Here is a 21,864-nt window from a genome sequence, read left to right as displayed (position 1 = left end):
GGGGACAATGGGCAGAAGTCGAGATGAGGAGGGCCCCGTGGCGGATGGGCCACTGATCGTACAAAGCGATAAGACTGTGCTGCTGGAGGTCGATCACGAGCTCGCGGATGTGGCGCGGCAGGCGATCGCACCGTTCGCCGAGCTGGAGCGAGCGCCCGAGCATGTGCACACCTATCGCATCACCCCGCTGGCCCTGTGGAACGCGCGTGCCGCCGGGCACGACGCGGAGCAGGTGGTGGATGCCCTGGTCAGCCATTCCCGATTCCCGGTTCCGCAGCCGCTGCTGGTCGATATCGTCGATACGATGGCCCGCTACGGGCGGTTGCAGCTGGTCAAACATCCCGCGCACGGGCTCACCCTGGTGAGCCTGGATGCTGCGGTACTGGCCGAGGTGCTCCGGCACAAGAAGATCGCCCCGATGCTCGGGGACCGGCTCGACGACGACACGGTGCTCGTGCATCCGTCCGAACGCGGGCATATCAAACAGCAGCTGCTCAAGATCGGATGGCCCGCGGAGGACCTGGCCGGTTACGTCGACGGCGAGGCCCATGCCATCGATCTCGATTACCACGGCGACCGCTGGCATCTGCGCGACTACCAGGAGATGGCCGCCGATTCGTTCTGGGCCGGCGGGTCCGGTGTGGTGGTGCTGCCCTGCGGGGCCGGGAAAACGATGGTCGGCGCGGCTGCGATGGCCCGGGCCAAGGCCACCACCCTGATCCTGGTCACCAATACCGTCGCCGGGCGGCAGTGGCGGCGCGAACTGCTCGCGCGGACCTCACTCACCGATGAGGAGATCGGCGAGTACTCGGGCGAACGCAAGGAGATCCGGCCGGTCACCATCGCCACCTACCAGGTGATCACCCGTAAATCGAAGGGCGAGTACAAGCACCTCGAACTCTTCGACAGCCGCGATTGGGGGCTGGTGATCTACGACGAGGTCCACCTGCTGCCCGCCCCGGTGTTCCGGATGACGGCCGATCTGCAGTCGCGGCGCCGGCTGGGCCTCACCGCGACACTGGTCCGTGAGGACGGCCGCGAAGGCGATGTGTTCTCGCTGATCGGGCCGAAACGCTATGACGCGCCGTGGAAGGATATCGAGGCGCAGGGCTGGATCGCGCCGGCCGAATGTATCGAGGTGCGGGTCACGCTGACCGATGCCGAGCGGATGTCCTACGCCACGGCCGAGCCGGAGGAGCGCTACAAATTGTGCTCCACCGCGCACACCAAGATCGCGGTGGTGAAATCCATCCTCGATCGGCATCGTGATGCCCCGACGCTGGTGATCGGCGCCTACCTGGATCAGCTCGACGAACTGGGCACCGCACTGGATGCCCCGGTGATCCAGGGGTCCACGAAGAACAAGGAACGCGAGGCGCTGTTCGAGGCGTTCCGCCTCGGGGAGATCCCCGTGCTCGTGGTGAGCAAGGTGGCGAACTTCTCCATCGACCTCCCGGAAGCCTCGGTGGCGGTGCAGGTTTCGGGAACGTTCGGCTCCCGCCAGGAGGAGGCCCAGCGGCTGGGCCGATTGTTGCGGCCCAAACAGGACGGCGGCCAGGCGCATTTCTACTCTGTCGTGGCGCGCGACACGCTGGACGCGGATTATGCCGCGCATCGGCAACGTTTCCTCGCCGAACAGGGATATGCCTATCGGATAACCGATGCCGATGATCTGCTGGGGCCCGCGTTCGGGGCGAACGACCAGTAGGATCCCGCGGATTCGACCGACTGTAAGGGGTGGCGAAGTGCGGCACTTCGACTTCGCGGTGGACCGCCGGCATGTGCAGGCGGTCAACGAAGTGGTCGCGGGGCGCCGCCGGGTGCGCCTGGCGGCACTGATCGCGACGCTGGTCTGCGCAGCCGCAACCGCGTACCTGGTGCGATTGGGGCATGTCTGGTCCTATCCGCTGGCACTGGCCTGCGCGCTGGGCGCCGTGACCGCACTGTGGGTCGCGTTATGGGCGCCGCGCCGCGCCGGTATCGCCCGGCTCTACGCCGACGGCGAGCTGATCCCGGCGGTCGTCTCCGGATTCCATTCTCGCGGCGCGGTACTGCTCGCACTGGTCGATGTGGCACGCCGTGATACCGGCGAGTCACGGTACGCACTCGTCACCAAGAAGGTGCGGGAGTTACCCGGTCACCGGTTCGCGCCGGGCGAACGAGTGCCGGCGATCGCGGTCCGTGGCGACCGGTCCGCGCGCTCGATCGGGGAGCGCTGGCTCCCGGTCGACACCATGCCGATCGCCTGGGGCACCCCCGACCGTGCCGTGATCGAGCGGGCCCGCGCGGCCATCGACGAGATCGAATGGCGGCTGCTCGCCGATAATCTCGCGCTGGCCGATCAGGTGCAGCGCAGTGCCACCAAACGCCTCCTGCTCGGCCCGGGGCAGTTACCGGAGGGGCTCGGCGCCTGACGTGTCGCGGGTTACGCTCGCGCGCGCCACATCCGGCGACACCGGCAGCGCGCCGGGGCGCATACGCCTATCGGGTGCGATCTGCGACTAACGTCGTCGAACGGGGTGGTCGCTGTGATCGTATGCCGAACCACGGAAGGTGGAAAACGCATGAAACTCACCCGCCGGCTGATCGCCGGGGTGGTTGTGCTGTCGAGTCTGTCCCTGGCACCCGCGGTAGGGCACGCCCAATCCGCGAACCTCGCCGGTGCCGACGGACTGGGCGATCCCTACTTTCCGCAGGACGGCAACGGCGGGTACGACGTCGGGCACTACGAGGTCACCCTGGGGTACGACCCGGCCGGTCACCAGCTCACCGGGTCCACGCGTATCGATGCGCATGCCACCCAGCCGCTCACCGCGTTCAACCTCGATTTCGACGGGCCACCGGTGAGCGCGGTCCGGGTGAACAATATGCCCGCCGGTTTCGTCCGGCAGGATCCGCACGAACTCGTCGTCACCCCGGCACTGCCGCTGCTGCCGGGACTGCCCTTCACTGTCACCGTCGAGTATGCGGGTGTCGCCGCCGATACTGCCGGTGAAGGCTGGACCTACGCCCCGACCGGTGGCGCTTTCGCTGCGGGACAACCGCATTCGGCCGCGACCTGGTATCCGCTCAATGATTCCCCCCGCGACAAGGCCACTTTCACCCTGCACGCGACCGTCCCGGCGGAATGGGAAGTGATGTCCGGCGGTGCCCGGGTGCGCGATGAGGTGCGCGACGGATTCCGTACGGTGAGCTGGGAACAGCGGCATCCGGTGATCGGCTATCTCACCACCGTCGCCATCGACAAGTTCGAGTATCTGGAGCAGCGGCGCGCGAACGGTACGCCGCTGTTGAGTGGGTTCGCGCCCGGTGCCGAGGAACTGCGCGCACACGAGCAGCGACTGCCGGAGGTGCTCGATTTCACCGAAAGCCTGTACGGCCCCTACCCGTTCGACAACGCGGGCGGTATCTATCTGTCCGCCCCGCTACCGTTCTCGCTGGAAACCCAGACCCGGCCCGTCTACGCCGACTGGGCCGACCTGAACACGGTGGTGCACGAGGTGGCACATCAGTGGTGGGGTGATTCGGTTTCGGTGTACAGCTGGTCCGATATCTGCCTGAACGAATGCCTCGCGAGCTATACCGCCGACTATCTGTGGCCGGAGCGGATGGAGGGCGTCGATGTGGACGCCGAATACCGGGACACGCTCCGAAAGGTGATGGACAAACCCAAGTTCTGGGCGGTACCGCTGCAGGATCCAGGGCCCGAGAAGATGTTCACCTCGGTGTACTACCGCGGCCCGTTGTTCCTGCATGCCCTGCGTAAACAGCTGGGGGATGCGGTGTTCTTCGGCGCCTTGCGGGAATTCGTGACCACCCACGCCTACGGTCACAGTTCGATGCCGGAATTCCGTGCCTTCATGCAGTCGAAATCGCCGGTCGATCTGACCGGGTTCTTCGATGCCTGGTTGCACGGCACGACCCCACCGCCGGATCAGTACCTCTATCCGGGCAACCTGCGCGGCTGACCGGCGACGGCTATTCCAGTAGTGCGACCGACGAGATCCGGTGCAGCGTGAACTGCCGGACTGCACCGGTGACCGCGTCCAGCGCTTCGAGCTGACCGTTGCCGACCCGCACCGGTTCGACCACCCGCTGGATTGCGGTGCCCTTCGCGTCGACGTAACCGATATGCACCTGCCGATGCACCCGCGCGGCGAGTTGTAACAGGGCCAGGGCGGCGGCTGTGCTGGTGCGGCTGCCGTCGCTGCGCACCGTTTTCCCGGAGGTCGCCCCGGCGGCGCGCTCACCGGCCCGCAGCTCGGTGACAAGGAGTTCCAGTTGTTCGGTGGTGGGCGGCGCGGGGCGGTACGGCTGGCGGGCCAGCGGGCGCACATTGATCCGCGCCCCGCGCTGCCGCAGATCGACTATCGCGCCGGAGGAATCCTCGCCGGCGGGTGCGAAACCCGCCGAACGGAGTTCGTCGAACAGTTCGCCCAGTGGTGCCTGGGAGATTGCCACCGTCGGTGCGATCCCACGCAGCGCCAGCGTATCCGCCACCGGTGAGGCGAGTACCTGGGCCAGTAGTGCGGGATCCTCGCTGCGGACGAACGATTGCGCCATCCCGGCGCGTAACCGGCCGTGGCGGCGCGCCACATCGTCGATGAGGTAGGTCAGTGTCTGCGGAACGGGTGTGCGGGAATGGCGTTCGAACAGGTGGTGTAGTTCCGCGGCGGTGAGTCCTGCATCGAGTGCCCGGCGCAGTGAGGGTTCCGACAATCGGTAGACTGTTGCGGCTCCCGCCGATTCCACATCGGCGACCAGGGCGATGCGCTGCTGTAGTTCGGCGGTGAGCGGCCCGGGCGCCACCACTGTGAGGTCCGCCTGGACCAGCACATGGTCGACAGGGTCGGGCAGCGCCGCCTCGAGTGCTGCTTCGGCGGCCGACAGGGATTCGGTGAGCAGGGCATGTCCGGCGGCCGTGAGCGCGCCGCGCCCGACGAGACCCAGCGCGGCCGCTTCGCGCAGTGTGTTCTCCACGACCTGCCCTCGGTAGAGCCGTCGTCTCCGGGGTGCGCGCCAGGCCAGCAGCCGGCCGATATCGGCGGGCGCCAGGGCCGTACCCGAGGGTTGTTCGGCGAGGATCCCGAGCACAGTCCGGCGTTCCCGGGCCGCGTAGGGGACCCGCAGTTCGTGCGCGAGCGCCGCCAGCGGTTTGTCGGCCGCATCGCGCAGGCCGATCATCCAGGGGTAGCGGTCCAGTTCCAGCCAGCTGTGGGCCAGCGGTACCCAGCGGCGGGCGGGCGGGGCCTCCAGCCACGAATCGGCGGCGGGGGTGGGCGCCCAGAATTCGTCGGCATCGGCCTCGGGCGGGGGATCGGGAAACCCTTTTTCGATCAGTTTCGCCGCCGCCAGCAATTCCACCAGCAAACCGGCGCGGGATTCCTCGATACCGGCGGCGCGGGCGATCCGGCGTATTTCCCGTACTCCGAGGCCACCGGCGCGCAGCGCGGGGGCCGGCGCCTGGCCCAGCACCTCCACGATCGCGGCGCAATGCCGCAGCAACTCGCCGACCTCACCGGCGCCCACACCGTCCACTTCGGCGAGGGCATGCACGGTGACCACCGGTTCGGGTGGGGTGAGGCGGCGCGGATCGGTGACCGGTTCGCCCCGCAGTGACTGCCCCACGGCGGGCGGCAGCTCCACCGTCTCGTCGTCGATCCGGCGTAGCAGGCGGCGGCTCAGCAGCTGCGGAACCGGGCGGTCGGCCGGGGCGCCGGGTGCCGCGTCGCGGGTGCGTCCCCGCGGACCGGTGTCGGCCAGTTTGTCCAGCAGGGCCCGTTCGGCGGGCGGCAGGCCGGCGAGCGCCGCCGCGATTTCCTGCTCGTCCGGGGTATCGGTATCGGTTCCGCTACCCAGCGGCCACGGCAGGGCCTCGGCGACGGCGGGTACGAGCCGGATGCGGTCGCCGGAGAACCAGACCAAGGCCCGGTCGGCGAGTTCGGTGAGCGCCGCATCCACCGTCGCAGCCTTGGCGCGGGCGCGTAGCGCGCGTTTCAGCTCCGTACGCGTCGGCGGCTCGTTACCGGCCGCGGTGTGTGCGGCCAGTGCCTCCACTACCCCGAACGCCGCTGTGTCCAGATCATCGGCGGCCCGCAGCACCGAGGCGCGCTGTTCGGCGCGGGTGGCGAGCACCGCCATCGAAGCGGGCAGCGGTACCGCGAGATCGGGTCGCCGTTCGAGCAATGCCACCAGTTGGGCATCGGAGCGGCCGCCGAGCCAGGCGGTATACGAGTCTGGGCCGGTCATCCGGTCCAGATTAGGCCTATCTCCGCCGTCGGTGCCGACCTGTGTGCCGGAACCGGGGCAAGTCGCGGGAAACCCCGGCCCGCTGACGTCGGTTGTCGTGCGAGGCCGCCGGGTGGACATGCCAGAATGAGTGCGTGGTGAACAAATCGAAGAAACCCTACGTCGACAACGGCTGGCCCGAAGTGGGTGACGGCGAGCACGCCGTGACCGAGCTGTCGGCGACACGTGCCGGTAACCTCTCGCCGTTCGGCGAGGACACCGAGTTCCCGGTGGCTGCCGAGCAGCTGCCGTACGTGCACCCGCATACGGTGATCAACCGCTGAGCGGGCGGAACGAAAGAACCCCGTATCCGAAGCCTCGGATACGGGGTTCTTTCGTAGTAAGGGTAGGGGTGCCGCTCAGTTCGGCAGCAGGCCCTTGTTGGCCTCGTAGAAGCCCAACAGCGCGGGATCCAGCTGCGGGGTGCCGGCCTTGACCGCCTCGAACAGGTCGAGCGCGGGCTGCGGTACCTGAACACCCTGCGCCTGAACGGTGGCGAGGGCGCGATCGACCGCGGTGTAGACCTCCTGGGTCTGCGTCTGGGCCGGGGCCTGTGCCTGCTGCGGGGCAGCGGGGGCGGCCGGTGTGCTCTGGTTCTGGGTCTGCACGGCCGGGGTATCGGAGGGCACGTCGCGCGGGGTCGAGCCGCTGCTCAGGCCCAGCGAGGAGGAGCAGGAGGGCCAGGCGCCCCAGCCCTGCGAGGCGAGGACCTTTTCTGCCACGGCGATCTGCTGTTCGCGGCTGGCCTGGTTGGCGGTGGGCGCGTACTCTCCGCCGCCGTGTGCCTGCCAGGTGCTCTGCGAGAACTGCAGTCCGCCGTGATAGCCGTTGCCGGTGTTGATGCCCCAGTTACCACCGGCTTCGCACTGCGCGAGTCGATCCCAGTCGGAGTCGGGTGCCGCGCTGGCGTTACCGGCGAGGGCTGCACCCGCACCGCTCATCATGGCGCCGGTGACGGCAACCTTGGCGACAGTGCGACCGGTATTGGTGGGCTTGCGATGGCGTCCACTCATTCGGGTTCGTCTTCCTCTCGTACGCACCTGCGAGGGATTCGCTCGGGTCCAGGCTGAGAGGGTGCCCGTCCCGCCCTCGCCCCTGTCGTTTCCTTGGGGTCCGGTACCCGCGGGGCGAGGTTCGGTGCGGCGGGCCGGTGGGCCGGTGTGCCCGGCTGGGATAGACGGTACGACGGATCCGGCGAAAAATCACTTTTTGGTAACCGGCGTGTGCGGCAGGGTTGCGGAGTGGTCACAACGGGCTCTCGAGGACTCTGCGCAGCTAGTGGGCTCGCGCTGAGGGGTGTCAACTCCCCGCAATAGGCGTTATCATTCCGTTATGTGATTATCATCACACAACGGTTTCGGGCGGAGATTCGCCCGGGTATCGCACAGAGGTCACCTGGATCGCCGGCCGGACAGCAGCGCGAATGCCAGCGCCAGCACGAAACCCAGCGGGGTCAGAACCATGGCGCCCAAGTACAGCCACAAACCGGGCTTGCCGTCGGTGAGGATCGGCGTGAGGAAGATCGCCACGATCGCGAGCAGCCCGAGGACGAACAGGCCCAGCGCCAGCCGCAGGAGCCAGTTGCCGGGCGTGCGCCCGGGCGGTGGGGTGGACGGCCGGGGATCAGCGGGGTTGGTCACCTGTCGACGGTAAAACTGATGTGCTGGCGTCCTGCCCACCGGGGTAGACTCGGGGACGATCTCGCGTCCTGCATGCTTGCGGGGCGCGTTTTTCGAGTGCAGGCAGAGCTTTCGAGAGAAGGCAGTGGCCCGCCCACCAGCGGGTTTCAGCAGACATGTGCGCCGGGCCCGCGGGCCGGGTGCCGAACGACGAACGGGTGAGCGCAGTGCCGACCGGCAAGGTGAAGTGGTACGACGTGGAAAAGGGCTTCGGCTTCCTTTCCCAGGACGAGGGTGAGGACGTCTACGTCCGCTCGTCCGCGCTGCCCCAGGGTGTGGAAACGCTGAAGCCCGGCCAGCGGGTGGAGTTCGGGATGGCGGCCGGACGCCGCGGCCCGCAGGCGCTCAGCCTGAAACTGGTCGAAGCGCCGCCGTCGGTCCGCCAGAACCAGGAGCGCCACGCCCGCAAGGAGCCCGTGGCCCGCAAGCACAGCCCGGATGAACTGCACGGCATGGTCGAGGACATGATCACGCTGCTGGAAGCAAAAGTGCAGCCGGATCTGCGCAAGGGGCGCTACCCCGACCGCAAGACGGCGCAGCGCATCTCCGAGGTGGTGCGCGCGGTCGCGCGGGAACTCGATCGCTGATCCGAGCAAACCAACCGGTAGCGGGCCGGTCCGGGCATCCGGACCGGCCCGTCCGTGTATCAGGCGGTTTTGATCGACCAGATCGCGTGCGGAATCGAGAACTCCCGGCCGGTCTCATCGATCGCGATGATCATCACCTGCAGCTCCACGCCGATCAGCTCCAGACCCGGCTCGGGATTCGAGTCGATGGTCAGCGCCCGGATATCGTCCGGATGGTCGCGGTAGCTGCTGGGCTTCTCGACGACCTCGCCGTTCTCGTCCGCATACAGCGGTAGCAGTTCCCACGGGGTGCCCACGACCTCCGACGGCAGCGAGATCTGTAGCGGATTACCCGCCGGGACCTCCAGGAATACGGTGTCGCCCTGTTCGCAGTTCTCCATCCGTACGGTGCAGAAGTAGAACGGCGGCACGGTGACGGCCTCGCCGTGCGCGTACGCGGTGAGTTCCGGTTTATGCGGCTCGGCGTCGCGCGCCAGCAGCCAGACCACCCCGGCGGTCCCGGCCACCAACACCAGGATCCCGGCCAGGGCCAGCGCGAGAGTCGTGCGGAATCTGTTCGTACTCACCGGGCGGTTTCTCCTCGTGGGTGGTCGTGGTGCGGTATTTCCTGTTCGGCGTGCAGCGGTCGGCGGCCCCCGAATCCGGGCAGCAGGCTGTGCCCGCGCGAACTCAGCACAGTCTGGACCAGGCCCGCGGCGAGAACGGCACTGACCACCGCGAAACCCTTCCAGTAATCGGTCGGCAGCAGTACTCCGCCGGCGCCGCCGACCACCCAGCTCAGCTGCAGCACAGTCTCCGAGCGGCCGAATCCGGACGCGATCGATTCCGGCGGCAGATCGTCCTGGATGGATGCGTCGAGTGAAACCTTGGCCAGCGCGCTGGCGCCCGCCGCGACCAGCGCGGCCAGCGCCGCCCCGAACAGGTTGTCCAGAATCAGCGCGGCGGCCGCGACCGCCGTGCAGGCCAGGGTGCAGTTCACCACGATCAATGAGGGCCGGCCCAGTCGCAGCCGGGCGCCGGTGGCGTTACCGGCGAAGTTACCGACCGCCGCCGCCGCGCCGACCAGCCCGAGCATCGCCGCCTGCTGGACCGGCCGGTGTTCGGTGGCCTTGGCAACGAAGGCGACGTAGAAGGTCAGGAACCCGGTGAGTATCCGGATACTGCCGTTGCCCCACAACCCGGTGACCACCGCCCGGCCCAGCGGTTGCCGGCGCTTACGGGGCGGTACCGCGGATTCGCGGCCGGGTTGCAGCACTTCGGTCTGCGGGTCGTCGCCGTGATAGCTCAGTGTTGCCGGGACCTCGCCCTCGGTGATCTCCACCCAGCGCGGAATCTTCCAGCTCAGGTAGGCGCCGCCCACCGCGATACCGGTGGCCAGGATCAAGGCCCCGGTCGAACCGGTGAGCGCGGCGACGGCCCCGGCTATCCCGCCGGCCCCCAAGGTGCCGCCGACCAAACCGAATACGGTCAGCCGGGAATTGGTGCGGACCAGGTCGATATCTGGTGGTAGTACCCGTGGCGTCACCGCGCTCTTGAGCACGGCGAACGATTTGCTGAGCACCATCATGCACAGGGCCAAGGGGTACAGCACCCAGCTGTCGAAACTGAAGATCAACACCACCGCTACGACCGCGCGAGCCGCGAACGAAGCCGCCAGCGCCAAGCGGCGCCCGGTCTGCAACCGGTCCAGCGCGGGCCCGATGAGCGGCGCGATGAGTGCGAACGGTGCGATGGTGATCAGCAGATACAGCGCGACCTTCGATTTGCTCTCCGCGGTCGCGCTGGCGAAGAACAGGGTATTGGCCAGGGCCACCGCGATCGCCGCGTCCAGCGCGAAATTGGCCATGGTGGCGTAGGTGAGCGCGGTGAGCCCCGATTTATCGGCGCCGTCGGCTTCCGCGGCACGCCGGAAGGTGGCGATACCTTTCCCGGTGAGCTCGCGGCCGCGCATCGCCGCCACCCGGGTGACGGTGAGCTTGCGGGGGAGTCGTCGGCCGTCGGAGTCCTCGGCGTCGAAGCCTGCGCTGCGGTACTCCTTCGTGGGCTCGCCGGTTCCAGGGTGGTCGGGCCCGGGCTCATGCGGTTCGCCCGGGACCGGCTGCCCGGGTCCGTACCCGGTGCCGGACGCAGGATCGACCGTCGAGCCCTGAGGCAGGCGATCGCCGCCGGGCGTGGCGCCGGCAGTCCGGCCCTTCTCGGCCCCATACCGGCCCCGGCTCACCGAGGTCGGGGGGATCGCGTCCGCACCGGGCTGCCCGGTCGCATCGAAGCGGCGCGTCGACTCGTCGAAATCGAAGCGGCGACCGGGCTCGGCAGCGGGCCGGCGCGGTCCGCCCGGGCCCTTGTCTCCGGGGCGGTATCCGGGATCGGCCGGGCCTGCGGTGCCGGCGTCTCCCGGTATCCAGCGGTCACGCCCAGGGCCATCGAGTGGGCCGGGCTCGCTCCCGCTCCCGGGGGCGGGTGGTGTCCAGCGGTCACGTCCGGGGGCGTCGAGTGGGCCGGGCACGCTCCCGGCACCGGGGGCGGCCGGTGTGCGCGACGTGGTGCCGGCGACGAAGTACTCGTTCTCGCCGGCCTGCGGCTCGGATTCGGTTCCGCGCCGATAGCCCGCGCGGTCCGCAGAGTTCGTGGCCCACGCACCCCGTGCGTCGCGTCGCTGACCCGGCTGCCACTCCGGTGCACCGGAATCGGCACCGGACCGGCCGTCTCCGCCGGTCTGGGCGGCCCCATGCCCGCCGGACCGCTGCGTGGAACTCCGCGACCCGCCCAGCACGCCGAAGACCCGGGCGAAACGGCTCACTCGCCCCGGCGCGGAAGGTTCGCCGGCTGCCGGGGGGACCCGGCCGGCCTCGCTCGGTACCGAACCGCCGTGACCACGCGCAGGGTCGGGGTCGTCGAGCGGAAGCGGCCGGGTCGGGGGCGGGGTGGGGCGGGTGTTGCCGGGGTCGGGTTCGCGATTGCGGTGTGGCACGTTCGGCGGGGGGTAGCGGTCGAAACCTGGATGCCGCTGGGGTGGCGGAGACTCGCCGGCGGGCCACTGACCGCGATCGGAACCGGAGGGCTCGCGGGAAGTGGGCACTCCTCAATTCTGGCCCACGGCGACCGCGGCGAAACCCCGCCCTGTTCAGGGCGGGCCGAAAGTGAGCTGTATCGCTTCCACGCCGGCGCGGAATCAGGCCGGTACGAACCGGACCTCGAAGACCGTCGGCCAGTACTTTCCGGTGATCAGGAAACGATCGGTGCCCGGGATCTGCGCGATTCCGTTGAGGACGTCGGCGCCCGCGCGCTGATCGGCCGGCAGCAGCCCGGCCGTATCGATCACCGACAGGACACGCCCGGCGTCCGGATCGATCCGCAGGATCTGATCGGTGGGCCAGGCGTTGGCGTAGATCGAACCGTCCTCGGCGCATTCCAGTTCGTTCAGGCGGGTATCGGTGTGGCTGGTCAGGGCGACCGAACCGGTCACAGCGAAGGTGACCGGATCGCGGAAGGTGAGAGTCGCGGATCCGTCGCTCATCACCAGCCGCCCCTCCTGATGGCACAGCCCCCACCCCTCACCCTGGTACGGGACCCGCCGTCTTTCGGCCAGTGTGTGCGGGTCGCGGGCGAAGGCGACCCCTTCCTTCCAGGTGAGCTGCCACAGCGTGTCACCGGCGAGGGTTATGCCCTCCCCGAAGAACGGCGGTGGCAGCTCGACGCGGGCCAGCTCCGTACCGCTGGACCGGTCGATACTGCGCACATCGGACTGCCCGACCATGCCGGTGCCCTCGTACAGGACCGCACCGTCGATTTCGAGGCCCTGGGTGAACGCCCCGGGATCATGTGGATGGGTGGCGACTACCTCGACAGTGCGGCGCTGCGCGGTGTCGTCGGCATTTGCGCAGGCGCCCGGCACGAGCAGGCAGACCAGCGCGGTGACGACCCAGGTACGCCGAGTGTGCTTCATACGGCAAAATGTAGACCGTGAGCGCAGTATCTGTATCGGACACCGACGTACGGTCGATCCTGGCGGCGGCCGTCGACCTGGCTCGTCGTGCGCTCCTGGAGCTGGAACCCTCCGGGGTCGGCGCACATGTCGGCGTCCGCGCCGAGAACGAATGTGCCGCCACGCACTGCTTCGAGGCGACCCTGCCCGGCTACCACGGCTGGCAATGGGCCGTGGTGGTCGCGGCCGCCCCGGACACCGACCGGGTGACGGTGAGCGAATCGGCGCTGCTGCCCGGCCCCGACGCGTTGATCGCGCCGGAGTTCGTGCCGTGGGAGCAGCGGGTCCGGCCGGGCGATCTCGCCCCCGGGGATCTGCTCGCACCACCGGCGGACGACCCGCGTCTGGTGCCCGGCTACACCGCGACCGGTGATCCGGAGATCGACGAGGTCGCCTTCCAGGTCGGTCTGGGGCGTAAACAGGTCCTCAGCCTGGAGGGTCGCGTGGACGCCGCGCAGCGGTGGTACGAGGAGTACGGCCCGGACACCGATATGGCGAAAGCCGCGCCCGCCTCCTGCGAGAGCTGCGGTTTCTACGTACCACTCGCCGGTGCATTGCGCGCCGCATTCGGTGTCTGCGCAAATGCGATGGGCGCCGACGGCCATGTCGTGCATATGGGCTACGGCTGTGGCGCGCATTCGGAAACGCCACTACCGGCCGGAGCCGGGTCGCCGCTGTACGAGGCCTACGACGATGCCGCGGTGGAGGTCTACCCGGCCGCATCCCCGAAACCTGCGGAGGCCGGGTCCGCCTCTGCCGCCGCGGCGGCGCCCGTGGAATCCACGGCCTCGAGCGCGCCTGTGGAAGACCAGCCGATGTCCACCACCGAACAGCGGGACCCCGAGACCGTAGGCGCCGAACCGGGGGGCGCGACCGGCGCCGTGCCCGAGCAGTCGAGCAGTTCGGCGCAGGATGCCGGTGCGGAGACCGGCGCGGCCCCGGTGTCCACAGCCGTTGCATCGGAACCGGGGAACGAGGACGCGGGTTCGCCGGCTGCCCCGGACTCCGGAGCCGCTGAGTAGATATCGGAAAGCCCTGTGGAGCAGCAACCACCCGCGGAATCCCCGGATGCTGAACGTGAGTTCACAGGGAGTCACGTCGGTGGGGACCGATCCCGGGCGGCCCGTACCGACGCCGAGCGCACCGAGTTCGTCGGCGGCTACCCGAGCGGGCGCTGAGCCGATCCCGGAGCGCACCACCGCCCCCGATACGGAGGCCACTGTGGCGGAGGACGCGAGGAAACGCTCCGCGCACCTCGGCGACGCGCTTGGAGGCTCTCGAACGGGTCAGCAGCCCGCACCGCGCACCGGCCGGTGCCCGGGATCCGGTGGCGGAGGTGTGGTCGGGAAAGGCCTGGGCCCGGCAGGCAGATCTCGAACGGCGCTGCGATGCCGGTGGAATCGATGTGGCAGGGCCGCTCGCTGCGCCCGGGTGGGGCTTGCGGATCGCATCGTGTGGACTGGTGAATAGTGCAGGGTGACAGCAGTAATGGCGTATGAACCGATCGGGTGTGGGTGGCGCCGATGCCGGGCCGGAGCGGCCGAGGCGTGGGTTCGGCCGGACGTGCGTGGCGACGTACGCTGTGGCGGTGAGTGAGACCGGTGCGGTGGGCGATATGAGCGGATCGGCATCGTCCTCCGTAGAGCACGACTCCGCCGACCCCTTCGGCACCGCGCGGCTGCGCGCCGCAGTGCTGGCGGCCTGGCGCGATTCGCCGACCCGGTTGCGTGAGGACGCCGCGACCGAAGCGGATCTGGTACACGCCGGTTACCGCGACCGGCTGCTCACCGAACTGGCGCAGAACGCCGCGGATGCCGCGGCCGCGGCGGGGGTGCCGGGGCGGATCGTGGTGCGGTGCAGTGATCGGGTGCTGTCCATCTCGAATACCGGCGCCCCGCTCGGCCTGGCGGGTGTGCACGCCCTGACCGCGCTGCGTTCCTCCGGGAAAACCGGGGGTACCGGGGAAGTCGGGCGGTTCGGGGTCGGTTTCACCGCGGTACTCACCGTGAGCGAGGAGATCGAATTCCGGTCGACCAGTGGATCGCTGCGGTTCTCCCGGGCGGACACCCGGTCCGAGCTCGCGGCCGCGGGCGTCACCGTTCCGGAGGCGGAGGGCGGGTTCGCGCCACCGGTACTGCGGCTGGCCTGGCCGCACGCCGCGGCACCCGGCGCCGGTGCGGACAGCGAGATCGTGTTGCGGCTGCGACCCGATATCGACTCGGCGGCGCTGCTGGAATCCATGCGCGCCGAGGCGGTGGATCTGCTGTTGGAGCTGCCCGCCCTGAACGAGATCCGGATCGAGGACTTCGCGGTTCGGTCCACGGTCCGGGATCTGGGCGAGGCGGGTTTGCGCGAGGTCCGCATCGACGTGGCCGGGACCGAGGAGGTCTGGTGGGAGTACCGGACGGCGCGGGCGCGCTGGCTGGTACCGGTACGCGACGGCCGGCCCGTCGCCGTGCGACCCGATGTGCTGCGCGCCCCCACCCGCTCGGACGAGGAACTGTCGTTACCGGCGTTGCTGATCGCCGATATCCCCATGCAACCCGACCGCCGCCGGGTGCTGCCCGGTGCGCGGCTGCGTGAACTGGCCGCCGGGTACGCCGATTTCGCCCGCGCGCTGCCGCCCGCCGCGCGCCCGGTGCTGATCCCGGCCCCGGGGTTCGCGCGCAGCGAGGTGGACGGGCTGCTGCGGGAGTCGGTTCTGGAGGAGTTGCGCGATAATCCCTGGCTTCCGGTTCTTGCGGGGGAACCCGCCGCGGCGGATCGGTCCGAGCGGGTCGCGACTCCCACCCGCACCAGCGTTTTCCCCGATCTCACCGACGAACTGGCCGAACTGCTCGGTGATGTACTCGATCCACTGCTGATCCCGGACCTGTCCGGCACACGGTACGCGGATGTCTTGGCGACCGTGGGGGTGCACCGGATCGGTTCGGCGCGGGTCGCGGAACTGTCCGCGGGATTGGATCGGCCGCCGTCGTGGTGGTCCGCCCTGTACACCGCGCTCGAACCGTTCGTCACCGACCAGTTGGCGGTCGAGGAACTCGGTGCCCTGGCGGTACCGCTGGCCGACGGCCGGACGGTCACCGGCCCGCGCACGGTACTGCTGGACGACGAACTCGCCGCGCTCGCGGAGCCGATACCCGTGCACTGGGCACGGCTGGTGCATCCCGCGGCGGCGCACCCGCTGCTGGCCCGGCTCGGTGCCCGGCGGGCGACACCCGCCGATCTGCTCTCGGATCCCGCGCTGCAGGCGGAACTGGCCGATCATCCCGGCGACCCGGATACGGTCGAATCGGTACTGCGCTTGGCGGCAGTGGCCGATACGGCGGCCTTACCGTCCTGGCTGGGGATGCTCGAACTACCGGACAGCGCGGGCGGTACCCGCCCGGCCGACGAGCTACTGCTGCCCGATGCCCCGCTGATCGAATTGCTGGTCCCGGATTCGCCGTTCGGGGTCGTCACCACCGAGGTGGTCGAGAAGTACGGCGCCGCTGCTTTACGGGCGATCGGGGTGGGCTGGGATTTCGGGATCGTCGCCGAAACCGATCCCACCGGTCCCGACCATCATCTCGACGACGAGGAAACCTGGTGGGCCGGACTTTCCGAGGACCCGCCCGAGCTGATCGCGGTCCGCGATCTGGACCTGGTGGACGATGCCGCCTGGCCGGAAGCACTGTGGCGGTTGCTGTCCGACGAGCGGACCCGGCCGCTGCTCGGTGACACCGATGGGTACACCGCGTGGTGGTTGCGCAGGTACGCGCGGATCGATGGGGTCGCGCTCGGCGGCTACCGGCATCCGGCCGATACCGAATTCGCCGGACTGCTACCGGAACTGCCGATCACCGGGTTGTCCGGCCCGGACCTCGATGCGCTCGGCGGCTGCCTGGCCGACCCCGCCGCCCTGGACCGCACGCTCGCCGCAACGCTGCTCGAAGCGTTGGCGGATCCGGCGAAGACACCGGCTCCGGAAGTGGTGGCCCGGGTGCACGCACGCCTCGGCGCGGCCGTTCACCGGCTCGATATCACCGCACTGGACCCGCCCGACCGCGTACGTGCGCTGTCGGGCGCGGTCATCGACGCCGGGGACGCGCTGGTGCTCGACAAGCCGTGGTTCGGTCTGGCGGTTCCCCCGGACCGGCTGGTGGTCGCCGATTCCGAGACGGCGGCGGACCTGTCGGTACTGCTGGATCTGCCTTCGGTCTCGGAAGAGGTGGCCGCCGAAGTGCTCGGCGCGGGCCACGAAACCGGCTGGGATCACGAACCGCTCGGTGTGGTCCTGCGCCGGATGTTCCGGCTCGGGCCGCAGCCGGGCACGCTCCGGGTACACGATGACCTACGGGTCCGGCTGACGGGCGCGGTGACGCGGACGGTGCGGGTGCCATGGTGGCAGGACGGCGATACGGTGCATGTGCTGCGACCGGGTCCGGCGCACTGACAGCGGATTCCGGTGCTGCTATTCGGCGTGTTCGGCCAGCGCGCCGGCCAGTAGATCCAGCTGGGTGCGCACGCTTTCGCTGTCGTCGTCGACCAGCCAGCGCAATACGATTCCGTCGATCACGCTCAGGGTGAACCGCGACAGCTGCCGTACCGGAACTTTCCAGGTGCTGCCGGTGGCATCGCGGGCATGGTCGAGGACATCGGCAACCGTGGAATCGTTGAAGTCGTACTGTTCCCGGGCGATCGCCAGTTTGGCGGGCGTCTGCTCACCCTCCCGTAAGGCGTAGGTGGTGGTCTCGTAGGTGAGCAGCTGACGCTCGGGGGTGGCCTCGATATTGAGCCACATGAGTTCCAGCCCGGCGCGCAGCAGATCACGCAAGGCGGTGTTACCGCTGCCGGCCTGCTGCCAGACGGATTCGTTCGCGTCCACCGAATCGCGCAGCTCCATCGACAGCGCCTTGACCAATTCGGTCATCAGCGCGTCTTTGTTCTCGAAGCAGTAATGCACCACACCTAGCGATACGCCCGCCGCTTGGGCGACATCACGGGTGGTGACGCCCGCGACCCCCTTTTTCTCGGCAAGGCCGATCGCGGCCTCGATAAGGTGGGCCCGTCGTTCTTCGACGCTCAATCGGGAGGACACAGGAGCGAGTTTGGCGGTCCGGGTCCGAACAGTCAATTCCCGGTCGCGCTCTGCGAGACCCGTCCGGACCCGGCACACCGATAGTCGCGCGGGCCCGCTGCCTCGGATTATGTGCCGTCCGTGATCACAACCCGGTCTGCGCGCCCTTGTCGCCGCGGCGGGCGCCCCGGCGCTGTACGACGAAGATCAGGTAACCGAGCAGGCCGACGGCCAGACCCATCAGACATACCGGCCGCGCCGTCGCCCAGCGGTCGCCGCCCAACCAGACGACCACGGTGGCGATCGCGAACAATGCGGACCCCAACGCGAGTACCGGGCGCGGGTCGGTCAGCCACGGGGGGAACTGCGGGAGCCGGGCGTTCATCCGATCAGCGTAACCGCAGTACGCGCGCCGATTCGAAGCATGTCACGTAAGGTTCACTCTGTGAATACGGACTCGGATGTGCGGGCGCTGGCCAGCGACCTCTCGCTGGCAGTGGTGCGTTTGACGCGGCATCTACGGGGACGGCGTGCGGAATCGCAGATATCGCTGACCCAGCTCTCGGTGCTGGCCACGCTCGCAGGCGAGGGTGCCATGACGCCCGGTTCACTCGCCGCGAAGGAACGCGTCCAGCCCCCGTCGATGACGCGGGTGATCGCCTCGCTCACCGATCTGGGTCTGGTGGACCGCGACCCGCATCCGACCGACGGCCGGCAGATCATCGTCTCGCTGTCCCATGCCGGGCACGCCCTCCTCGCCGATGAGCGCAGTGCCCGGGAAGCCTGGATGAGTGACCAGCTCGCCGACCTGAACCCCGATCAGCTCGCCGTTCTCGAACAGGCGGTATCGATCCTCAATCAGATCGTCGCCGACTCCGAATAGTCAGCGGGCGGCGCCGTAGCTCGCCGCGAAGGGCTGGTCGCTGTCGACTATTTCGCGGCCGAGCGGGAACAGGGCCAGCGGAATGAGTTTGAGGTTCGCCCAGGCGAACGGGATTCCGACGATGGTGACGGCCAGCGCGATGCTGGTGCCGAGATGGCCCAGGGCCAGCCACCAGCCGGCGACCACGAACCAGATGATGTTGCCGAGCAGGGCACCCGCGCCCGCTCCCGGCTTCTCGACCGTGGTGCGACCGAACGGCCACAGCATGTAGAGGGCATTGCGCATGGCCGCGACCCCGAACGGGATCGTGATGATGAGAACGAAGCAGATCAGGGCGGCGACGAAGTATCCCAGCGCCATCCAGAAACCGCACAGGATCAGCCAGAGGATATTGAGCAGCAACTGGATCGGCTTCATACGTCAAGCATGCCCGAGTGGCGCGATATCCGCACCCACAGCGCGGTCCGTGTGGCCCGGCTTGGCAGGATAGGCGCGTGGCCGTGGTTCTCGATGTGGACAGTGCTGCCGATCCGCGGGTCGACGATTTCCGGGATCTGAAGGCAGCGGATCGCAGACCCGACCGTCCCGGCGGAAAGGGCCTGGTCATCGCGGAGGGGACCGTGGTGGTCCGGCGTATGCTCGACTCGCCGTTCCGGCCGCATGCCCTGCTCGGTGTGGACAAGCGGTGGCAGGAACTCGCCGCCGACCTCGCGGATTTCGATATCCCGTTCTACCGTGCCCCGGCCGAGGTGATGGCGCAGGTCGTGGGTTTCCACCTGAACCGGGGCGTCCTCGCGGTGGCCCACCGGCCGCCGGCCCGCGATTTCACCGGCCTCCTCGCCGACGCCACAACCGTCGCTGTACTCGAGGGCGTGAACGATCACGAGAATCTCGGCGCGATGTTCCGCAATGCGGCGGGACTGGGCGTGGACGCGGTGCTGTTCGGGCCCGGATGCGCCGATCCGCTGTACCGTCGGTCGGTGCGGGTTTCCATGGGGCATGCGCTGCGGGTGCCGTTCGCGCCGGTACCGGACTGGCCGGCCGGCTTGGATGTGCTGCGCGGCCGGGGCTTCCAGGTGGTCGCGCTGAGCCCCGACCCGGCGGCCGCGACCCTCGCCGCCGCGCTCACCGGCCGGCGGGTGGCACTGCTGCTCGGCGCCGAAGGCCCCGGGCTCACCGAGGAGGCGATGGCCGCGGCGGATATGCGGGCCCGGATCCCGATGTCGGCGGGCACCGATTCGCTCAACGTGGCCACCGCGGCAGCCATGGCTTTCTACGAGCGGGTGCGGGTCTCGTGACCCCCGTCGGCCGTCCCGGCTACGGCGACTACTCCGGCCCGGCCGGCGAACCGACCCCGTGGGCGGCGGGGATCACGGTCGCCGGGCTGGTCGCCGCACTCACCGCGGTCGGGGTGTTCGCCTTCGGCGCGGCGCTGACCCAGGTGCATCCGTTGTTCTCGCTGGCGGTGAACGCGGTCGCGGCGATCGGTATCGCGCCCACCGCATGGCGCTGGCGGCACCGCCCGGTGACCCGCTGGGTGCTGGCCGGCGCCGGGGTCGGCGTACTGCTCGGCTGGATCGGGTTGCTGGCCGGCATCTGAGCCGAACGCGGCAGGCTATTTCTCGGCGGGGACCGCCGCATCATGGCCGCGCAGCCAGGACAGCAGCCCCTTGCGTTCGTGGTCGACCCGAGTGCGTGGCGGACGGGGATCGTGGCGCGCGCCCTCGTCCTTGGGATGGAGCCGGAAACCGCAGACCCGGATATCGCCGGGGGTCACCGTGGGAGCGTCCGTCTCGGTATCCCGTTCGCTCGACTGCTCCGGTGCCGCCGAGGTTGTCGGGAAGTACCGGAAGCCGAGCCATTCGTAATTCGCCGTATCCGCGAAACCGGGCGGATCGAACGGCAGCACCAACGGATCCGGGAGTTCGCCCAGCCGCCACCGGATCGGATGCTCACCGGCCCAGTGCGGCCGCTCCCAGATATGCGGCAGACCCTGGTCCTGCAGGATGTTGAGGCGGGTGGAACTGAATGCCCGGCGCAATTCGCCGCGTTCCCAATGCGCGAACGAACCCCAGCCGTATTCGAGATCGAACGACACCAGATACGTATGCTCCTCGGCCAGCGGCCGCACCAGCAGGTCCGGGATCTCCGTCGGATGGACCCGGGCCGCATAAGGGCTGCACAGCAGGTTCAGGCCGGGATAGCAGCCGATGAACAGTTCGTCGGGTCGCGGTCCGGTGGCTTCCCCGAGAGTCGCCGATCCGGTCGGTTCGACCTCGAGATCGGGATGCAACTGCCGGGCCAGTGCGTAGGCCGCATCCGGGCCGGGGTCCGGGTCGGTACCCAGGACCGCAAGCGGGTCGGGCGTATCGACGTACCAGACCGAGGAAATCTTGGACAGCATCCACCCACCTCCGATAGCGCACGAACCGGGTCGTGAACTGCTCGGCGTGCACCTCGGCCTTGTCGGGGGGAGCCCCCGCGTCGACCGCGTCGCCGTACAGCGGAACTTACTCGCCCGACCGGGCGGATCGGGCGGTTGTCGCGGGAAACACGCCGGTTCGCGGCCGTTCAGTGACCCGAGCTGCGGACCCCGAGCAGTACGTCCTCCCACGACGGCATGGGCGCCTTACCGCGTTTGCTGCGCGAAGTGGATTTCGTGGCCTTGGCCGGCGCCTTCTTGGCGGCGGGTTTGGCGGCCGGTTCGGGGGTTTGTTTCGCCTCGGCGGGCTCGGGTTCGGCGGTATCCGCGTTCCGGTTGTCGCCCGCTTCCGCGGCGGGGGCCTCGGAAACGTCTGCCGCGGCAGCTCCGGTGGCCTGCTCCGCGGCAGGTTCGGCCGGTGACTCCGCGGCTTCGACCGGCGGGTCCGCGACCGGCGCGACAACCGGCTGTCCGGGTGCTACCGCGGCGGACTCATCGGTCACCGGGGCAGGTTCATCGGTCACCGGTACGGATTCGCCGTTTGCCGGGGCATATTCGCTGGTGGGCGGGGCCGGGGTGGCCTCGGGCTCGACGGGCTCCGGCTCGACCGGTGCGGCCGATTCGGGGGCGCGCGTCTCGGGTTCCGCTACGGGATACCGTGATGCGGGCGCGGGGTCGGCGGCACCGGAGGGTTCGACGGGCGCGGCAGCAACCGGCGCCTCCGCCGCGGGCGGACGGTGCACCTCCGCTGCCGGCGGCCGATACGGTTCCGCGGGAGCCGGCGGGGGAGTGGCGCTCGCCGCGCCGGTACCCGCGGGCAGGGCGGCCGCGCCGGTGGGCCGGCCGGTACCCGGCGACAACGGCGCCGGAGCGGGCAGCGTCGCGCGACCGCCCCCGGCGGCCGGGTTCGGGATGGGGGATATGCAAACAGTGGGTGTCCTGTTGTTGCTGAAGGCATTCT

At 69.4% G+C, this 21,864-nt stretch carries 20 protein-coding genes and 1 pseudogene; 10 read left to right on the top strand and 11 right to left on the bottom strand.

What is annotated here, in order from left to right; all coding sequences use genetic code 11:
• The first annotated feature begins 37 nt into the window (after positions 1-37).
• The 3 genes from QH196_RS07960 (at position 38) to QH196_RS07950 (ending at position 3,968) form a co-directional block, all read left to right on the top strand.
• A complete protein-coding gene (locus QH196_RS07960) occupies positions 38-1,708 on the top strand; it encodes a DNA repair helicase XPB (protein ID WP_280415110.1) in 1,671 nt (556 codons plus the stop codon).
• Between the two features lie 37 nt (positions 1,709-1,745).
• Complete coding sequence (locus QH196_RS07955) at positions 1,746-2,414, top strand: DUF3239 domain-containing protein (protein ID WP_280415109.1); 669 nt, start codon at positions 1,746-1,748, stop codon at positions 2,412-2,414.
• 150 nt (positions 2,415-2,564) lie between these two features.
• Positions 2,565-3,968 (top strand): M1 family metallopeptidase, encoded by a 1,404-nt coding sequence (locus QH196_RS07950; protein WP_280415108.1) that lies wholly within the window; start codon positions 2,565-2,567, stop codon positions 3,966-3,968.
• 10 nt (positions 3,969-3,978) lie between these two features.
• Here QH196_RS07950 and QH196_RS07945 read toward each other — a convergent pair whose 3' ends face one another.
• Entirely contained in the window at positions 3,979-6,249 is a 2,271-nt protein-coding gene (locus tag QH196_RS07945; protein ID WP_280415107.1) for a helicase-associated domain-containing protein, read from the bottom strand.
• 134 nt (positions 6,250-6,383) lie between these two features.
• Between QH196_RS07945 and QH196_RS07940 the strand changes: the two genes are divergently transcribed.
• Positions 6,384-6,572, top strand: a complete 189-nt coding sequence (locus QH196_RS07940; protein ID WP_280415106.1) for a hypothetical protein — start codon at positions 6,384-6,386, stop codon at positions 6,570-6,572.
• 75 nt (positions 6,573-6,647) lie between these two features.
• Here the strand turns inward: QH196_RS07940 and QH196_RS07935 are convergent, their stop codons facing one another.
• Both QH196_RS07935 and QH196_RS07930 read right to left on the bottom strand, forming a co-directional pair.
• The gene (locus QH196_RS07935; RefSeq protein ID WP_280415105.1) at positions 6,648-7,301 is read right to left on the bottom strand and encodes a transglycosylase family protein; all 654 of its coding nucleotides are present in this window, start codon (positions 7,299-7,301) and stop codon (positions 6,648-6,650) included.
• 378 nt (positions 7,302-7,679) lie between these two features.
• Positions 7,680-7,928, bottom strand: coding sequence for a hypothetical protein (locus QH196_RS07930; RefSeq protein ID WP_280415104.1), 249 nt, complete (start codon positions 7,926-7,928; stop codon positions 7,680-7,682).
• Positions 7,929-8,134: 206 nt separating this feature from the next.
• Between QH196_RS07930 and QH196_RS07925 the strand changes: the two genes are divergently transcribed.
• Positions 8,135-8,554 carry a cold-shock protein gene (locus QH196_RS07925; protein ID WP_280415103.1) on the top strand — a complete coding sequence of 140 codons (420 nt, stop codon included), beginning with the start codon at positions 8,135-8,137 and terminating at the stop codon, positions 8,552-8,554.
• Between the two features lie 59 nt (positions 8,555-8,613).
• Here the strand turns inward: QH196_RS07925 and QH196_RS07920 are convergent, their stop codons facing one another.
• From QH196_RS07920 to QH196_RS07910, 3 genes are all read right to left on the bottom strand, one after another.
• Positions 8,614-9,120, bottom strand: coding sequence for a DUF2771 domain-containing protein (locus tag QH196_RS07920; protein ID WP_280415102.1), 507 nt, complete (start codon positions 9,118-9,120; stop codon positions 8,614-8,616).
• The gene (locus tag QH196_RS07915) at positions 9,117-10,775 is read right to left on the bottom strand and encodes an MFS transporter (protein WP_432279451.1); all 1,659 of its coding nucleotides are present in this window, start codon (positions 10,773-10,775) and stop codon (positions 9,117-9,119) included. Before QH196_RS07915 ends, QH196_RS07920 begins: the two co-directional genes overlap by 4 nt.
• A 951-nt stretch (positions 10,776-11,726) precedes the next feature.
• The gene (locus QH196_RS07910) at positions 11,727-12,500 is read right to left on the bottom strand and encodes a glutaminyl-peptide cyclotransferase (RefSeq protein WP_280415101.1); all 774 of its coding nucleotides are present in this window, start codon (positions 12,498-12,500) and stop codon (positions 11,727-11,729) included.
• A 17-nt stretch (positions 12,501-12,517) separates the two neighbouring features.
• On the opposite strand from QH196_RS07910, the gene QH196_RS07905 reads away from it, so the two are divergent.
• Both QH196_RS07905 and QH196_RS07900 read left to right on the top strand, forming a co-directional pair.
• Positions 12,518-13,561: a DUF3027 domain-containing protein gene (locus QH196_RS07905; protein ID WP_280415100.1), complete on the top strand. Its 1,044-nt coding sequence runs from the start codon at positions 12,518-12,520 to the stop codon at positions 13,559-13,561.
• 593 nt (positions 13,562-14,154) lie between these two features.
• The gene (locus tag QH196_RS07900; RefSeq protein WP_432279450.1) at positions 14,155-16,974 is read left to right on the top strand and encodes a sacsin N-terminal ATP-binding-like domain-containing protein; all 2,820 of its coding nucleotides are present in this window, start codon (positions 14,155-14,157) and stop codon (positions 16,972-16,974) included.
• Positions 16,975-16,992: 18 nt separating this feature from the next.
• On the opposite strand, the gene QH196_RS07895 is transcribed toward QH196_RS07900, so the two are convergent.
• Together QH196_RS07895 and QH196_RS07890 are read right to left on the bottom strand one after the other, a co-directional pair.
• Entirely contained in the window at positions 16,993-17,619 is a 627-nt protein-coding gene (locus QH196_RS07895; protein WP_280415098.1) for a TetR/AcrR family transcriptional regulator, read from the bottom strand.
• Between the two features lie 124 nt (positions 17,620-17,743).
• Positions 17,744-17,983 carry a DUF2530 domain-containing protein gene (locus QH196_RS07890; RefSeq protein ID WP_280415097.1) on the bottom strand — a complete coding sequence of 80 codons (240 nt, stop codon included), beginning with the start codon at positions 17,981-17,983 and terminating at the stop codon, positions 17,744-17,746.
• 60 nt (positions 17,984-18,043) lie between these two features.
• On the opposite strand from QH196_RS07890, the gene QH196_RS07885 reads away from it, so the two are divergent.
• Positions 18,044-18,481 (top strand): MarR family winged helix-turn-helix transcriptional regulator, encoded by a 438-nt coding sequence (locus QH196_RS07885; RefSeq protein WP_062972629.1) that lies wholly within the window; start codon positions 18,044-18,046, stop codon positions 18,479-18,481.
• Here the strand turns inward: QH196_RS07885 and QH196_RS07880 are convergent, their stop codons facing one another.
• Positions 18,482-18,898, bottom strand: a complete 417-nt coding sequence (locus QH196_RS07880) for a YccF domain-containing protein (protein WP_280415096.1) — start codon at positions 18,896-18,898, stop codon at positions 18,482-18,484. It abuts the gene before it with no gap.
• Between the two features lie 77 nt (positions 18,899-18,975).
• Here QH196_RS07880 and QH196_RS07875 point away from each other — a divergent pair, with 77 nt between their 5' ends.
• Both QH196_RS07875 and QH196_RS07870 read left to right on the top strand, forming a co-directional pair.
• Positions 18,976-19,779: a TrmH family RNA methyltransferase gene (locus QH196_RS07875; protein WP_280415095.1), complete on the top strand. Its 804-nt coding sequence runs from the start codon at positions 18,976-18,978 to the stop codon at positions 19,777-19,779.
• Positions 19,776-20,081 (top strand): DUF2537 domain-containing protein, encoded by a 306-nt coding sequence (locus QH196_RS07870; RefSeq protein WP_280415094.1) that lies wholly within the window; start codon positions 19,776-19,778, stop codon positions 20,079-20,081. The genes QH196_RS07875 and QH196_RS07870 overlap by 4 nt, the downstream gene beginning before the upstream one ends.
• A gap of 15 nt (positions 20,082-20,096) precedes the next feature.
• On the opposite strand, the gene QH196_RS07865 is transcribed toward QH196_RS07870, so the two are convergent.
• On the bottom strand, positions 20,097-20,885 hold the full coding sequence (locus tag QH196_RS07865) for a DUF6928 family protein (protein ID WP_280415093.1): 789 nt from the start codon (positions 20,883-20,885) through the stop codon (positions 20,097-20,099).
• A 167-nt stretch (positions 20,886-21,052) separates the two neighbouring features.
• A pseudogene (locus QH196_RS07860) lies at positions 21,053-21,864 on the bottom strand (hypothetical protein); the annotation flags it as partial.

Source organism: Nocardia carnea (genome assembly GCF_029868325.1).
GTDB classification, from domain to species: Bacteria; Actinomycetota; Actinomycetes; order Mycobacteriales; family Mycobacteriaceae; genus Nocardia; species Nocardia carnea_C.
This window is presented reverse-complemented; position numbering and strand designations above follow the sequence as displayed.

What these genes read in the sequence shown, in the direction of transcription:
- QH196_RS07950 (WP_280415108.1), top strand. Translation starts at nt 2,565, where the DNA reads ATGAAACTCACCCGCCGGCTGATCGCCGGGGTGGTTGTGCTGTCGAGT.
- QH196_RS07945 (WP_280415107.1), bottom strand. Translation starts at nt 6,249, where the DNA reads ATGACCGGCCCAGACTCGTATACCGCCTGGCTCGGCGGCCGCTCCGAT.
- QH196_RS07935 (WP_280415105.1), bottom strand. Translation starts at nt 7,301, where the DNA reads ATGAGTGGACGCCATCGCAAGCCCACCAATACCGGTCGCACTGTCGCC.
- QH196_RS07910 (WP_280415101.1), bottom strand. Translation starts at nt 12,500, where the DNA reads ATGAAGCACACTCGGCGTACCTGGGTCGTCACCGCGCTGGTCTGCCTG.
- QH196_RS07900 (WP_432279450.1), top strand. Translation starts at nt 14,155, where the DNA reads ATGAGCGGATCGGCATCGTCCTCCGTAGAGCACGACTCCGCCGACCCC.
- QH196_RS07890 (WP_280415097.1), bottom strand. Translation starts at nt 17,983, where the DNA reads ATGAACGCCCGGCTCCCGCAGTTCCCCCCGTGGCTGACCGACCCGCGC.
- QH196_RS07880 (WP_280415096.1), bottom strand. Translation starts at nt 18,898, where the DNA reads ATGAAGCCGATCCAGTTGCTGCTCAATATCCTCTGGCTGATCCTGTGC.
- QH196_RS07865 (WP_280415093.1), bottom strand. Translation starts at nt 20,885, where the DNA reads ATGCTGTCCAAGATTTCCTCGGTCTGGTACGTCGATACGCCCGACCCG.